Consider the following 15,651-nt stretch of genomic DNA (forward strand, 5'->3'; position numbering starts at 1 on the left):
TACAATGATAAAAAGGAGCTTTTACATGAAATCATCGGAATCCTGGTTGCAAACAGCTTCATTGGAAGAGATCAAGCGTGGTTATATGGAGGAGGGTCCCGCCTATATATGTGTCTGCTGCGGTTACAGGACGGAAGCGGGGATTATCTACCCTGAAGAAGGAGTGCTCTATGAGGCAGCCCGTTATATGCGAGTGCATATTGAGAAGGTTCATGGATCGGTATTTGAGTATTTGCTGGAGCTGGATAAAAGCGTAACCGGATTGTCTGATGTCCAGCGTGGATTACTGGCCCAGTTTCATGAAGGAAAGAAGGATGCTGAAGTACAGAAGGCCCTTGGTATCGGGAGTGCTTCCACGATCCGGAATCATCGATTTGTATTGAAGGAGAAGGAACGGCAGGCCAAGATATTCCTGGCATTAATGGAACTGCTCAAAAGTAAGGATACCCAGGCTCCAGCCGAATGGGTGTCACCGGTGACAAGGCATGGACATACGATCCGTCGTGATTCATTTGATATTACAGAACAGGATCGGGAGAAGGTGCTGAATAAGTATTTTCCAGAGGGTACTGGCGGTCGGCTGACGACGTTTCATATGCAGCAAAAGCATAAATATATTGTGCTTATCGAAATTGCCAAACGATTCGAGACAGAGCGCAAATATTCCGAGAAACAGGTCAATGAGCTGCTGAAGGAAGTTCATGATGATTACGTGGAAATACGGAGGTATCTCGTCGACTATGGTTTGCTGGAACGTGAGCCAGACGGCAGTCAGTATTGGCTGGCAAGCAGCGCAGATCAACAGAGCACCGGAGATGGAAAACAGGAACGTAAAGAAAAGGGGGAGCAGGAGAAGATGAATCGTCGCAAAGAATTGCAGGAACAGGCCAAAGAAGTTAAAACGGAAGCGGGCGTCTACCAGATTCGGAATGAACGTAACGGCAAAGTTTATATCGACAGCACACTTAACCTGAAAACCATTAACGGACAACGGTTCATGTTACAGATGGGTAGTCATCTGAATCGAAGGTTGCAGGCTGAATGGAATGAATATGGAGAGAATGCGTTTGTGATCGAGGTGCTGGAGACATTGAAGCAAGATGATAACCCGTATTATGATCCCAAAGATGCACTCGCCAAATGTCTGAATCGCTGGTTTGAACAGTTAGAGCCCTATGGAGATCAAGGGTACCACGGAGATAAAAAGCAATCGGTTTAACTCCGTTATTCCGTACCAAACCCCTCTTATTCAAGCGAATGCATAGAATTGCTTAATTTTCTCAGGCTTCAGGGATCATCATGAGTTCGAATAATTCTATTGTGCAGTTGGGCAGCTGTAGAGGCTGTAATCGGAGGTATTGTTGTAGAAAGCATCTCGCTAGCATCCGTTGGTTTGCTTGGTGGAGCTTTGGTTGCCATTGGACTGATCCCGGCTATTATTTCATTGTCCCTGCGTCGCCGATCTGCAGCTGCGGAACGAAATGGAGCGTAAAGTACCTTCTTTCTCAGAAATGAAAATACCGCCTGAGCGTTGTTGAATAACGCTCAGGCGGTATTTCCATACTCATGGAGAACATTGCATTGCGTTTTTTTAAGTGCAGCATACCGTGATAGTTCATTCAGACGCTCCAAATACAACTTCATCCTATGGGAAGTCAGTTGTGCACCTCGAACGAATGACTACACGGTAATGTCTCCGCACCAGCGAATGATTCCTTCATTTATGGTTTGCATTGGATTTGGATCGGATAGAGAAATCGCCCAGGCAATATGCCCATCCGGCCGAATAAGCGCCGTGTGGACGTCGTTCCAATCCGCGTCAGCCTCAGCCAAAGAGGCATGTACAACTTGAAGGTTGTTATACGATTCCCATTGACCGCTATTCTGTTCATTAGAATGGAAATGCAGCAGAAGAAAAGTACCTTTGCGTAGTAACGGATAGGCGTTGATCAATTGCCCGTCTTTCAGCTTTAAGCTTAGATCCTTAAAACGTTTCCCATTTAAAGGATGGGGAGGCGCTTCGGTGTCTGGAGCATAATGTACATCCATTGCGGAAACTTGTGCGGCGATTTGATAATTTGCCTCCGGTATTTGAATCAGTTTAGCTAACATGCTTCGAAGTTCCGTGATAGGGGGAGTCACGTCCAGAAGCAAGGTTTGGACCTCGGTATTCCGGAGCAAGGCCGTATTCCATGGAAAGCGTTCGGCATGATAACTGTTCAATAGCCAGTCCGGAGCCCAGCCTTTGATTGCTCCTGCAAGCTTCCAGCCTAAGTTCATCGCTTCTTGTAAGCCAACGTTCATTCCCTGTCCACCAGCGGGAAAATGAATGTGCGCCGAATCTCCCGCCAAGAATAATCGACCATTCCGATATCGTCCCGCTTGCCGCGTCGCATTTCCGAAACGGGACATCCATTTCACATCGTTCAATCCCAGGTCGCTTCCGGTCGTACGGATGAGCGATGAACGAAACTCTTCCAATGTAACGGGCTCATCCTTAGAGATGTTACTTCTCTCCATATCGATCATCAAGACCCGATACATATGATCATTGATCGGCATGATGCTGACCAATCCTTTTTCTGTAATCCGGGATATGACACTCATAGGAGCCAAATCAGATAGAATGGCATCCCCCAGAATTGCCGTGAAGGTCGCATCTGTACCTTCAAATGATATATTTGCATGCTTGCGAACCAAACTTCTGGCTCCGTCTGTACCTACCACATAAGCTGATCTTAACGTTGTTTCTCCATGAGGTCCTGCGATCTTAACGTCAACCCCATCCTCATCCTGGTGTACAGATAGAGCCTCAACCTCTCTCCAGATCTCTGCGCCAAGGCTAAGCGCCCATTCCTCCAACACCTTCTCCGTCTCACTCTGCGGTAAAAATAGAGTGTTATTGGAAGAAGAATCCAAAACGGTGAAATCCAAAGGAGTTTCTAATCCGGCGAAATGTCCTCTCGAAAGTAAGCGGCCTTGACTGATTAATTGTGATTTCACTCCACGCATATCTAATATTTCAAGAGTTCGAGGATGTACGGTAAGCGCGCGTGAATAAGGGGTTGTCTCTTTTAATCGCTCAATGACGCAGACCTTTACACCGGCTAATGCCAATTCCCCAGCCAGCATCATGCCGACAGGTCCGCCACCAATCAGGATGACTTCATATTTCATATCAAAACCCTCTTTTCTTATACATTATGGGAAAATCACGATAGCGTCTATTTCGATAAGCCATTCAGCATCGGCTAGTGCTTGAACGCCTATATACGTACTTGCTGTCTTCGGCCAGTTAGGGCCAAACACATGAAATCCTGCCTCAAAAATAATCGAAATCAATTCCGGGTTGTGGTTTACAACAAAAATATTCATTTTTACAATGTACAAGGGATCCGCTCGCACGGCTTCCAATGCATACTTAAGGTTGGTGAACACTTGAATCGCTTGCGCGTAATAGTCCCCTGAACCGACCAATAATCCTGTTTCATCTACAGAAACCTGACCTGAGATGAAGGCCAATTTGGAGGCAGTAGTCACCACGACATGAGAAATTACAGATGTAACCTTATCCGTCAAGGTCTTCGGATTTACGACTTCCATAGGCAGGTATGCTCCATTTCCATATTTTATAAATTTCCTCTTGAAAAGTGGACAAGTATTTCCGTCAAACCTCCTTCATCAATTATTGTTTCGTTAGAACCTTTTTTATTGCCTGTTAAAACAAGTGTGATGAAAATTATATATAATTTTAGTTTCATACGAAACAATATAACTTTACTTGGTTTCTATTTACCATGTCAACACCAATCCCAATATGGGTATGCCCATATGTTTCTCAGAGAACAATCTATGATATAATAAAACAAATAAGTCGAGGAGCCAGCATAATGATGGATACTGCCAGTAAAAACAAAACGGCCATTCATGAATTTTTCGTTCAGTTTCTTGAGCAAAAAGAGCAATATGAAACCCGAATAACTGCCTCATACCTGGAGGATATCCGGAAGCATATTGAATCAGAATTCAGCTTGAATATGACGGAACTGCACACCATTGCATGCATCGGAGAGCAGGAGCCGATCAATCTCACTTCCATCGCGGAGAGAATCAATTTAAGTAAAGGAAATACCTCCAAGATCGCAAATAAATTACTAAAGGCAGGTTGGGTGCGAAAATCCCAATTCAACGACAACAAAAAGGAAGTGTATTTTCGGCTAACGCCTATCGGCAAAAAGCTATTTGCTGCTCATGATGAGCTTCATACGAAGGAAAAGAAAAGAATGTACGAATTTTTGGAAAGATATAACGAAAGCGAGCTCGAATTTATTAAACGGCTGTTTGGAGATATGGTGGACTTCTATCGGTAACGTACCCAATAAATTGTTGTACATAGGTTAGACATCAATAACAATGGGGGATACAGTTCAAGTGGGAGGCTGCTTATTACACGCTTAACCTTGTCCGCAAAATGCAATATTTTAGCGAAGTATTGATCTCAAGTTGAAACACGTTGGTGAACACATCGATGATGCTCATCAGGAAGAAGAAGCGTCCTTCGCCTTCGATCCAGCCATATTTCACGTCCTATCATTACCAAAATCCCCTCTGCCAACGTGATGGCAAAGGGGATTTTGATGTTACAGACTATTTATTATATAAGTTGGACTAATCTTCCGTACGAAAGCAGCGATTGGAAGATCATTCTGTCATCGTAGTGTTAGTGTAAACAATCTTTCGTTCAACGATTACAGCTTGAATTGTTCTACCAGCTTCTGCAGCTTGTGAGCCAGATGGGCAAGGGAATCAGCAGAGGATGATATCTCCTGCATGGAAGCCACTTGCTCCTCCGTAGCAGCAGAGATGTTCTCCGTTCCATCGGCATTGGTTTCCGATATGGCGTGGATCTGATCAATGGACTGCACCACTTCGGCTGTACTTGCAGACATCTGTTGTGAGGCAGCTGCAATGTTCTCAAGCTGATGATTGACAACCCCGACAGCCTGACTAATCTGGGCAAAAGCTTCATCCGCAAACTGCACGGCGCGAATGCCGTTGCTTACATCCTGTTGCCCGATCTGTACATTGTGATTGGCCATTGCAATCTCCTGTTGAATCGCTCCGACCATCTCTACAATCTTCTGGCCGGAAAGGCTGGATTGCTCCGCAAGCTTGCGGACCTCGCTGGCAACAACGGAGAAGCCGCGTCCATGCTCACCTGCACGAGCTGCTTCAATGGAAGCATTGAGAGCAAGCAAATTGGTCTGTGCAGCGATATCTGTAATGACAGATACCATCTCGCCAATGGATGTGGAATGCTGTCCAAGTCGCCCGGCAGTATCTGCCATACCTTGCACAAAACGACTGACGGAATTCATCTCGGATACGGCCGTCTGCATGGTGGCATTCCCTTTATCCGCGATCTCACTTGCTTGCATGGCAGCTTCGGATACTTGCTGTGTGCTGTTCGTTACTTGTCCCACACCTCCAGCCAGTTCATTCATCTGCTGTGCCGTATGTTTCAGGCTGCTGGCTTGTTTCTCAAGTCCAGCTGCAGATTCTTCCGTGATCAGGGCAACTTGCTCTGTTGCTTTGGTTGTCTCGGATGAATTGACTGCCAACTGTGTGGAAGATGCGGTTAATTCATCAGCCGTGTGTCGCACGTCCTGAATGACATTTCGTAAAGATTCACTCATCTTATTGAAGCTTGTGCTCAGCTTGCCGAATTCATCCTGTCCCAATACAGCAACCTCGATGGTCAGATTACCATTACTAATTTCGTCAGATGCCTTCACCAAGCGGTTCAGCGGTTTGGTGATGGATTGCACTATCCAGAAAATAATGATGGAGCTTACAGCGATCGCAATCGCAATAACGATAAGTGTGGTGTACAAGATAGGCCGGACAGATGCTGTCACTTCCCCACTATCAATGACACCGACAACGGTCCAGCCCGTAGTTTCATTGGTGGAGAAAAAGGCGTGTTCCTGGTTTCCGTTTAGCGTATAAGTCAGACTGCCGTTTTTCTGTGCAAAAATATCTTTATAGGGTGCCATGGTTCCTTCGGTCCCCGGTTTTTCCGTAGGGTGTACAATGATTTTGTTGGCATTATCAATGATATAGACATAACCCTTCTCACCAATCTTTGTGGAATTAACGGTCTTTGAGAGGGCTTCAAGCGACAGGCTGACAGAGACGACACCATGGCCATCTGCCGAGGTCTGAGCTACCGAAGCAACAACATTGCCGGTATTGCTTGATATGTAAGGGGTGATTACGGTAGGGACATCTTTGTTCTGCGTAGCAGCCTGATACCATGGGCGTTCTCGTGGGTCATATCCTGCTTTGTTCACCGCTGTTACAGGGGAGTTAATGTACACGCCCTGATCCGTGCCGATGGAGGCAAGTTCCACGTCATCATGCGTTTCCTTATACGCGTCGAGCAAGGTACGAATGGTATCCGTCTCGTCACCTTGGTTAGGTCCGACATTGCCCGCATCCAGCTGACTTGCCAGGAAATCCACATTTTTGCGTGTTGCACCAATGATCTGATCAATGGTCTGGTTGAGCACAGTAACATTGCTAATTGCGTTCTCATACATTTTCTCTTCGACCTTGGCCTCGGCTGTTTGGAACGAAATAATGCCCAGACTGATTGTGGGAATGAGTAGCACGATGGCAAATGACAAAATCAGTTTCTCTCTCATCTGCAACGTTCTTCTGACCCTTTGTTTATTAATCTTCTTCATACACATTCCCCCTCCGTGTAACCCATCCCATGTCTGGTGGATAAGTCAATCTGGTAAAAGATAGTTCATTCCATCCTTTCCAGAAGTTTCTGGTGCTATCGTATGACAAAATTCGAGTTTATTCAACATTATTTATGAGTTTCACGAAAATATTTTTTGGCTTTGTAGGTATTTAGGATTACATCTGTTCTAAGAAAAGTAATCTGTCTCACTCTTAGTGCACATCTTGTGGTATATTTCTGAGTTAATGTGAAATAAATTTTGCAAATGAGCAATAAGTAAGGCATGTACCTGGTCATGTGAAATACACGAAGAAGTTGTTTTCATGAAGCATGGATCCAGTGGGATCTACATCCATATATATCGGTTGATGGAGACCAAAATTGGAGAGGGGTTGTACAGCAGTTGGACCAAAGTACACTACAGATATCTGGACCTGGACAGGAAAACATAGAAGAGGTTCAGGATCAGGCTACTTTCATGCAGGGGGTCAAAGATTGTATCCCAACCCTGCTGGGCTATTTGAGTATTGGTTTTGCAGCGGGTGTCATTGAAATGACCGCAGGTCTGAGTCTGGCGGAAACGGCTCTGCTCAGCCTTATTTTATATGCAGGATCGGCCCAGTTCATTGCAGCGGGCATGCTCGCATCGAATGGGTCAGCAGTAGCGATCATGTTCACCATATTTTTCGTAAACCTTCGTCATTTGCTGCTCAGTGCAGCTGTATCACCGTATTTTCGGCATCTGACCCCATTTAAAAATATGTGGATCGGTTCATTGCTTACGGATGAGTCATTCGGTGTAGCGATGACACGTGCGATAGGCAGGGAAAGACTCAGTGAACGGTGGATGCACGGTCTGAATATTACTGCATATCTGAACTGGTTCGTGGCTAATATGGCGGGAGCGTACTTTGGACGCTGGATCACCAATCCGGAACGACTGGGTCTGGATTATGCCCTGCCAGCGATGTTTATTGGACTGGTCGTACTCCAGTTGGTACATCGTAAAAACAAAAAAATACACATTAATGTGGCTATTATTGCCGTTGTCTGTGTAATCTTCGCCAGCATGGCTTCACTTGGCAGCATGAGTGTCATTGTGGCTGCGGTCATTGCGGCAACGATGGGAGTGTTCATGGAACGATGGAAGTAAGATGGGATGTATTCTGGATTATTATGGGTTCGGCGCTGTTAACATTTATTCCGCGTGTACTGCCACTGATGCTGTTCAGTAAGATACAGATTCCAATGTTGTTGTTACGCTGGCTGGAGTATGTACCCGTAGCGGTTATGGCAGCACTGATTGGTCAGGAACTGTTCATGTCGGACAACCAGTTGGTGCCGATTACACACAATGCAGCGCTGTGGGCTTCCCTGCCTACGATTGCAGTAGCGATCTGGACACGCAGTCTGCTTGGAACGGTATTGGTCGGTATTGTGGCTATGATGATTTTGCGATACGTGATGGGATAGAGTGTGGATTGAAATATGAAATACCTGAAGGAATAGAATTGTGATGAAAACGCTATTTTCTATTGTGGCCGAAAGGGATAAAATGGAGACTGAGGTGTTCAGTGTTTCCATTTTGCACAAGAGGAAGGAACGATTTCAATCATGAGTACTAGTCCATCCGTTATATTGTTTCAGGGAGACTCGATTACAGATGGGGGAAGATCACGCAATGATGATCCGAATCATTTTCTCGGACACGGATATGCGTATCTGATCTCCAGCAAACTTGGTATGGAACTGGCGGGCAAGGATAAGACGTTTTATAACAGAGGTATCAGCGGGGATCGGGCATCCGATCTGTACGCACGCTGGAATGAGGATACCATTAGTCTGAAACCGGATCTGATCAGTATCCTGATTGGGGTTAATGATGCCTGGCGCACGATGAATGGTGAACCTAGCGGGGTAACGGATCGTTTCGGACGAGCGTATCGCCATTTGCTTGAAGAAACACGGGAAGTAATGCCGGATACGGGGCTGGTTTTGATGGAGCCGTTTATTCTGAATACGGGAGCGACCACGGACAAATGGGAAGCCTGGGAAGAGTATATTGGTCAATATCAGAAACTGGCCCAAGGTCTTGCTGAAGAATTTGGAGCTGTGTGGGTGCCATTACAGCAGACGTTTAATGATGCTCTGAAGCAGGCGGATGCAGCCTACTGGTTGTGGGATGGCGTACATCCAACGGCAGCAGGTCATGAGCTGATTGCACGCCAATGGTTGTCTGTTGTACAGAATTCTCCGCTTGCAATTGTGTAACAACAACAGCGGACAGTTACGATATGGGCAGCAGCATTAAAGGTATTCCGGATTAGTTGAGGATATAAGATAGTTAAGAATATGAGATAGCCATAAAAAGCCTGTGGTGACAGGCAGAATGTAACGGAGAACCTGACGAAGGTTCTTCGTTTTTTTTGTGTTGGGAAGGAGAAGGACGTAACATCGTGGAAAGGGTTCTAATGGATAATTCTTCAAAAGTGCTATCATATCCGGTAAAATGAAATCGATTACATTATAATGTTGATATGACAATCCATTAACGAAGAGTGGTGAATCCAGTGGAAGATTCCATTCACGAAGTCGAAAATGAAAATATAAACCAACGAGGAACTGAGAGCAGAGCATTGAGATCCTTAAGTGCCGACAGACTCTTAGAGAAGTTATCCCGGCCTGAATTGGCTACGTTATACACAGACTTGAAGGCTTACGGTGAACGTGCCTTGAAAGAACCGATGCCTTCCTTGTCGTTCCGTTTATATCGACAGTTCAGCGATATGGGTGAGCGAAAAGCCTATGAAGAGGCTTATTTCGATCGAAGGGGCAGGCTGGCTGCTGTGGCGATGCTCGCCTTGGACACGGCTAGGCCGGATGCACTGCAAGCGCTGGAAGAAATGTTGTGGGACGTGTGTGGTGAGTATACGTGGTGTTTGCCCGCGCATCTGGGTACGGGGGAGATCAACCAGGTGAATGGGAACATCGATCTGTTCGCCGCAGAGACGGTACATATGCTGGCCGAGATTGTGAACATTCACACCGAGCGGCTGGATCGCCTTGTCATAGAGCGGGTTAGGTCTGAGGCAGAGCGGCGAATCTTCATCCCGCTTTACCGGGAGCAACGGAAGTTCCACTGGCAGACAGCGGATCACAACTGGTCGGCGGTCTGTGGTGGCTGCTGTGGCATGGCTGCATTGTTACTGCTCGAGGATGAGTTCACACTACAGGAATCGATCTCCCATACGGTCAGCTGTATGAACGCATTCTTGAGCGGATATGGCGAGGATGGCGGCTGTGCCGAAGGCATTGGATATTGGGTATATGGCTTTGGTTATTTCACCTATTATGCCGAGATGCTTCGTGAATATAGTGAGGGCGAACTAAATCTGCTGACGGGTTCCAAAATAACAGCTATTGCAGCCTTCCCGCTGCGAGTTCATCTGTCGGGTGGCACATATGTGAATTATTCGGACAGTTCCGAACAGGAAGAGATCCCTTCCGGATTGCTTTCCCTGCTCGCATCCCGAGTTGGGTTGCAGGTGGATTTGCCGCTTCATATTCCACTGCTTACTTATGATCCCTGTCATCGCTGGGCTCATCTATTGCGTAACGTGATGTGGAGCGATCCGGCAGTATACGGTGATGAAGGTGCCTCTGCGCAGGCTGAACGGGGATTTATTTTTCAGAATCTGGGCTGGATGATTGCAAAAGGCTCGCTTGATTCTCCAGATACAAAACGTACAAACAGCACACCCCTTCATGTGGCTATTTCCATTAAAGGTGGGCATAACGATGAACCTCACAACCATAATGATCTGGGGCAGTTCATTATCCATTGCGGTGGTGAGAATATTCTGTGTGATCCAGGAGCAGGCTTGTATACCCAAGCGTATTTTGCGCCAGGCAGAGAGCAACTGTTCCACATCTCATCATCCGGGCATAACGTTCCGCTCATTGAAGGCCAAGAGCAAAGCTCCGGTCGGCAAGCGCAAGCCCATGTGTTAGAGGCAAAGCTGGCAGAGGATGGCGGTGAGCTGAATACAACATTGGATCTGACATCCGCATATTCTGGAGCTGTTTCACTGGCTCGTTATACGCGCCAATTTCATTGGAAGATGGCTTCTGGGGGTAGCAGGAATGGAGCGGAATTGCGTCTCATTGACTGTTTTCAATGGAAGAACAGGATGGTGTCTTCGGCTGATCGATCATCTTCGGTGGATAATTCAGATTCACATGCAGAGTTTTCAAGTGTTGTTGAACGATGGATGAGTAGAGTACAGCCTGAAGTGGTGAAGAGCGGTAATCTTCGCTGGCAAGGTGTACATGGAACGGTCCATATGACGTATGATGCGAACCAGTGGCAAGTCCTTACGGAGGCAATAGACACAGTTGATCATGATAATGTACCAGTCAAATTCTATCGAACGTCACTATCATGGACAGGTGTTATTAATGAGACTGATGTTCGGATAGAAAGTTCTGATCTGATTGAAACGGTATGTGAGGTACACTTCAGCATTGAACCGAAAAATGGGAGAAACCGAGGTGAGCATACGTGAGTAAATATACATCTGCGTCCACATATCCATGGAAAGACGAACTCGAACGTTACCGTTCATTGGCAGAGCAAGCGGGCCCTCCTCCGGCAGACGGCTGGAATCGGGATCGCAAGTTGGCACTTGTTGAGAGTGTTGTTCGCGCTTACACACCATATCAGGACAGCCATGGTGCAATTATTGATCCGTTCTCGGGTGTGGAGAGATATTATTCTACACCAGCCTATGCGATGGCGGCGGCGGTTCTGATTGATGCGGGGCATACAGATTTGCTTCAATCCGCAGCGGCAGCGCTATCACAGAGCATGGATGCCGTGGTCAAAGGTAGCACACCTGACAATCACCCTGATTTTTTTCCGATACTTATGATGAGAGCTTATATGTTGTTGAAGTCACATCTGCCTGAACAAGCACAGATCTGGGCTGAGGCGCTCAAGACAATCGATCCTGAACAAGATTATGTATTTACGATGAGCAAGATGAACAATCCCAATCGCATGATCAACTGGAACGCGATTATGATCTCTGGCGAATACCTGCGGTGGCGTGAACAGCTGGCGAGTGAGGATACAAGGTGGATGGATCGTTATCTGGAAGCCTATCATGTACCTCGATTTACGGCACTTGGATTATATCAGGATGGACCGCTGGATCGACCGAATTGTCCATTTTCCTATGATATTGCCACCCGTTATCACCTTGGGGTGATGCTTGAAGCTGGTTACGATGGAACCACTGCCGATACGTTACGTGAACAGCTGCGCCATGGTGCCTTCAGCTCGCTACTGACGCTCTCACCGCTAGGTGAGATTCCACCGCGTGGTCGCAGCTCCCAGCATCAGTGGAATGAAGCTGCCGCAGCTTATGTATGCTCCACACATGCAACGCAGGCTCTGGAGGCGGGAGATCCGGTGATGGCGGGTGCTTTTGCACGTGCGGCCAATCGGTGTTTTGCTGCTGTTGAGCGCTGGAAGATGGATGATGGACGTTTGAAAATCGTGCGCAATGAATACTCGCCAGAAGATCGGCACGGGTATGAAATCTATACCAACCACACCTGTTACAACCTGTGGACGGCAGCAGCGCTGGCCCACGCTTGTCTCAGTGATCCGGGAGATGATGTGGGCGAAGTGTACCTTCCTTCCGAGGTGGGCAGTAGGGTTTTGCAGACGGATGGGTGGTTCGAAACTGTGATTGCTTCCATACCTGGTCAGCAACTGGTATTACACACGGCGATGAATGATCCGTATACGATTCCTGGTTTGGTACGGATTCAGCAGATGGGGTTACCTGGTCTGATTGGTCCGTCCGCTGCCAGCCATGTGCAGGCCGGATTTACGGAATTTGCAGAAGGGGCGGTCCGTCCGCTCAGCTACTGTCCTGCCTGGAAGTCACCAGATGGGGTATGGCACAGTCTTGCAGAGGGGATTTCATCCGGTGGTGCATATGATCGTGACATTGGATTAGACCCTGCTCAGGGAGGAGGGTCAATAGTGTATGAGAAGGTGGACCATGATACCCGGAATCAAGTGGAACAGCACCTGGCGGAAAGAGCGTCAGAAGATGGCGTAAATGCCTTGGAGAATGCTTTTGCCGTGACATGGGTCGGTCCATTACCCGGAATTGAAACATTGCGTACCCATTATGTGCAACAGGCGGATGTGCTGACTATAACGTATGAATTCGAAGGTGAGATTGCGGCGGCGGGTGCACTCATTCCATTGATGTTCCATGATGGTCGTGAACAGGCGGTAATTACCCATGCGGATCATAGCGTACGAACGGAGTATCGAGGAGCATATGTAGAATCTACAGCGCTGGATCAGGAAGCCATTATTCATCTGGAGGAACAGGCTGTGGCTTCACGTAATGGGTTGCTGAAGGAAGCGCGGATTGAAGTGAACGGAGCACGTAGTCTGTCATTTACGATCCGATTGGGCGAGGTTGCACATGAAGGTGTTCAGGTCGAGGATCATTAGATCTCGAAACATCTCGAATCATAGTTAAAAGTGTTATTCGTGGATGATTAGTGATATTTAACGGATAGATATAGTAGTTACGGCGTACGACGCTATAGATAAGTTGAGGATGAGCTGGAGCATCAAGAACGGTGTCCGGTATTGAATCGAGGAGGGATATGTTCATGAACACATCAACGTCGGTAAAATGGCTCGAGGAAGCGTGGCAACAGGGAGCTGCCAAGACAATTCGGAATGCAAAGCGGATCAAGGATACTTTTCCACACATTGCTCCGCAGGGGACGTATGACCGGAATGATCCGGAATGGTGGACAGCAGGTTTCTGGCCTGGATTGTTATGGCTAGTCTATGGGGATACGCCGGAAAGTGAAGCGGTCGCTCCGTTACATCGCATTGCCGAAAGCTGTGAGCGGCAACTGGAGGGTTGTCTGCGTGATCCCGAATCGGTCGATCACGATCTGGGGTTCATCTGGCTGCTTAGTGGCGTAGCCAACTACCGCCAGACGGGCAGCATGGATGGACGGCGGCGCGGCATGCTTGCCGCCAACCTGCTCGCTGCCCGCTTCCACGTGCGCGGTGAGTTCATCCGCGCCTGGAACTTCAGCTCGTCAGCAATGGATACGCGCGGCGTAGCCATCATTGACAGCATGATGAACCTGCCGCTGCTCTACTGGGCATCCGAGCAGAGCGGCGACCCTCGCTTCCGCTGGCTGGCGGAAGCACATGCGGACACCGTGGCGCGCGAATTCATCCGCGCTGACGGGTCCATCTGCCACGTGGTGGAGTTCGACCCACACACGGGGCAGAAGTTGCGAGAGCATGGCGGACAGGGCCATGCTCCAGGTTCCGCCTGGGCGCGGGGCACCGCCTGGGCGTTGCATGGGTTTGCGCTGTCTTTCCGGTATACGGGCGAAGCCCGATATCTGGAGACAGCGGAGCGTGCGGCCGATTTCTTCCTCGCCATGCTTGGCGAAGAGATCGTGCCGGTGTGGGATTTCCGCGCACCTGCGGAGCATCAGGTGGCGTGGGACTCGTCCGCTTCGGCGATTGCCGCGAGCGGGTTGCTTGAGCTGGCGAAGCTATCGCCACGCGGGGAAACCTATGCTGCCGCGGGAGAACGTATCGTCCGTGGGTTGCATGAGCACTATAGCTCCGGCGACTCGGCAGCGGAAGAAGGTCTGATCATGCAGGGAACGGTGCATTACCCGGAAGGGCGAGGGTTGAATGTGCCGATTATATACGGCGATTATTTCTATATGGAAGCACTGGCGAAGCTGCGTGGACATGCGGGGTTATTTTAAAAAAAGAATTGAGAACTATGCACAAGAGGAACTGAAGGTGAGAACTGATCAGTAGGGTCGTATTCGTGTTATGAGCCTTCGAGTTATTTCATTGGATTCAACCAATAATCAGTTATATATTCAGTATTTAATTGTCAGTAGCATCATTAGCAAACCATCATCACCTGTCCGCATAAGGCTGTCTCCAGTATCAGGAACGATATCCCTTCTATTGGAGACGGAGTATACCTAAGCTTGAGCTTTGAATAGACAAATCAAGGTGAGCGGACAGGCGGATGGTGTACATATTCGAAGGAAGACAAAAGAATATTTGGCCTATGAATACTCATTCTTACGGGTCCAGTTGGGGTGCAGACTTAGTTATGCTCTACTGAAAAAATCGCTTTTCACTTCGAAGGCGTACGTCTCAGGATGACAAAGTCGGCAGAAGATTGATCTGGATAGCGCTGCGGAATAATCTCATGAACTTTGAAATCAGGGTAGTCGAAGAGATATTCGAACAGATTACGGTCCTGGATTGTATCAATCCCCGGGTTGCCGTTTTCTTTCAAACGGGTGTAAAGCACCACCCATGCTGTTGAGGAGTGCAGAATATCATAGAGGGTATTGCGAAAATCTGTTTCATCCGTGATGTGATATAACACATCCAGACAGACCGTCAGATCGGCTTGCAGGAAACCTCGGTTAATCCATAGGCCTGGTGTATACAGCATGAAGCTCTTGGACGAATCCTTGGCAAATTGGGAAGCACAACGCTTTACTGAAGAAGCCGCTACATCCACGCCCAGGTAGTCCTCATAATTCATGTATTGCAACTGGTTGCCATCCCCACATCCAAACTCAATGACACGATGAATCCCTTCACGTTGAATCAGTCCGTTCACGACCTCGGCCTTGAATTCAGCCAAAACCCCGTATGAACCCCTCCCGGAAGTTTCACCCGAACGATATGTTTCCTCCCAATACCCGATGTAATCAAAAGGCTGACGCATTATGTTTCCTCCAATCCTGTTAAAAGAAGTTCAAGACAGTCAATATACATAGGTATGCGTAATATT

The 15,651-nt window shown here is 47.7% G+C and carries 13 protein-coding genes; 9 read left to right on the plus strand and 4 right to left on the minus strand.

What is annotated here, in order from left to right:
- The first annotated feature begins 25 nt into the window (after positions 1 to 25).
- The gene (locus QNO02_RS01855; protein WP_289390910.1) at positions 26 to 1,219 is read left to right on the plus strand and encodes a DUF2087 domain-containing protein; all 1,194 of its coding nucleotides are present in this window, start codon (positions 26 to 28) and stop codon (positions 1,217 to 1,219) included.
- Positions 1,220 to 1,318: 99 nt separating this feature from the next.
- On the plus strand, positions 1,319 to 1,492 hold the full coding sequence (locus QNO02_RS01860; RefSeq protein WP_176873052.1) for a hypothetical protein: 174 nt from the start codon (positions 1,319 to 1,321) through the stop codon (positions 1,490 to 1,492).
- Positions 1,493 to 1,680: 188 nt separating this feature from the next.
- Here QNO02_RS01860 and QNO02_RS01865 read toward each other — a convergent pair whose 3' ends face one another.
- Together QNO02_RS01865 and QNO02_RS01870 are read right to left on the minus strand one after the other, a co-directional pair.
- A complete protein-coding gene (locus tag QNO02_RS01865; RefSeq protein WP_289390912.1) occupies positions 1,681 to 3,177 on the minus strand; it encodes a monooxygenase in 1,497 nt (498 codons plus the stop codon).
- 24 nt (positions 3,178 to 3,201) lie between these two features.
- Complete coding sequence (locus tag QNO02_RS01870) at positions 3,202 to 3,603, minus strand: RidA family protein (RefSeq protein WP_289390913.1); 402 nt, start codon at positions 3,601 to 3,603, stop codon at positions 3,202 to 3,204.
- A gap of 287 nt (positions 3,604 to 3,890) precedes the next feature.
- Here QNO02_RS01870 and QNO02_RS01875 point away from each other — a divergent pair, with 287 nt between their 5' ends.
- On the plus strand, positions 3,891 to 4,370 hold the full coding sequence (locus QNO02_RS01875; protein WP_289390914.1) for a MarR family transcriptional regulator: 480 nt from the start codon (positions 3,891 to 3,893) through the stop codon (positions 4,368 to 4,370).
- A gap of 378 nt (positions 4,371 to 4,748) precedes the next feature.
- On the opposite strand, the gene QNO02_RS01880 is transcribed toward QNO02_RS01875, so the two are convergent.
- The gene (locus tag QNO02_RS01880; protein WP_289390916.1) at positions 4,749 to 6,749 is read right to left on the minus strand and encodes a methyl-accepting chemotaxis protein; all 2,001 of its coding nucleotides are present in this window, start codon (positions 6,747 to 6,749) and stop codon (positions 4,749 to 4,751) included.
- A gap of 480 nt (positions 6,750 to 7,229) precedes the next feature.
- Here QNO02_RS01880 and QNO02_RS01885 point away from each other — a divergent pair, with 480 nt between their 5' ends.
- The 6 genes from QNO02_RS01885 (at position 7,230) to QNO02_RS01910 (ending at position 14,593) form a co-directional block, all read left to right on the plus strand.
- Positions 7,230 to 7,904 carry an AzlC family ABC transporter permease gene (locus QNO02_RS01885; protein WP_289392655.1) on the plus strand — a complete coding sequence of 225 codons (675 nt, stop codon included), beginning with the start codon at positions 7,230 to 7,232 and terminating at the stop codon, positions 7,902 to 7,904.
- Positions 7,895 to 8,224 (plus strand): AzlD domain-containing protein, encoded by a 330-nt coding sequence (locus QNO02_RS01890; RefSeq protein ID WP_289390917.1) that lies wholly within the window; start codon positions 7,895 to 7,897, stop codon positions 8,222 to 8,224. The genes QNO02_RS01885 and QNO02_RS01890 overlap by 10 nt, the downstream gene beginning before the upstream one ends.
- A gap of 141 nt (positions 8,225 to 8,365) precedes the next feature.
- On the plus strand, positions 8,366 to 9,022 hold the full coding sequence (locus tag QNO02_RS01895; RefSeq protein ID WP_289390919.1) for an SGNH/GDSL hydrolase family protein: 657 nt from the start codon (positions 8,366 to 8,368) through the stop codon (positions 9,020 to 9,022).
- A 299-nt stretch (positions 9,023 to 9,321) separates the two neighbouring features.
- Positions 9,322 to 11,316 carry a heparinase II/III domain-containing protein gene (locus tag QNO02_RS01900; RefSeq protein WP_289390921.1) on the plus strand — a complete coding sequence of 665 codons (1,995 nt, stop codon included), beginning with the start codon at positions 9,322 to 9,324 and terminating at the stop codon, positions 11,314 to 11,316.
- The gene (locus QNO02_RS01905; RefSeq protein ID WP_289390922.1) at positions 11,313 to 13,292 is read left to right on the plus strand and encodes a glycosyl hydrolase; all 1,980 of its coding nucleotides are present in this window, start codon (positions 11,313 to 11,315) and stop codon (positions 13,290 to 13,292) included. Before QNO02_RS01900 ends, QNO02_RS01905 begins: the two co-directional genes overlap by 4 nt.
- A 164-nt stretch (positions 13,293 to 13,456) precedes the next feature.
- Complete coding sequence (locus QNO02_RS01910; RefSeq protein WP_249912948.1) at positions 13,457 to 14,593, plus strand: glycoside hydrolase family 88 protein; 1,137 nt, start codon at positions 13,457 to 13,459, stop codon at positions 14,591 to 14,593.
- A 386-nt stretch (positions 14,594 to 14,979) separates the two neighbouring features.
- Here QNO02_RS01910 and QNO02_RS01915 read toward each other — a convergent pair whose 3' ends face one another.
- A complete protein-coding gene (locus QNO02_RS01915) occupies positions 14,980 to 15,585 on the minus strand; it encodes a methyltransferase domain-containing protein (protein WP_091019980.1) in 606 nt (201 codons plus the stop codon).
- Positions 15,586 to 15,651: the final 66 nt, after the last annotated feature.

Origin of the sequence: Paenibacillus sp. PK1-4R (assembly GCF_030369595.1) — a bacterium.
Classification (GTDB): domain Bacteria; phylum Bacillota; class Bacilli; order Paenibacillales; family Paenibacillaceae; genus Paenibacillus.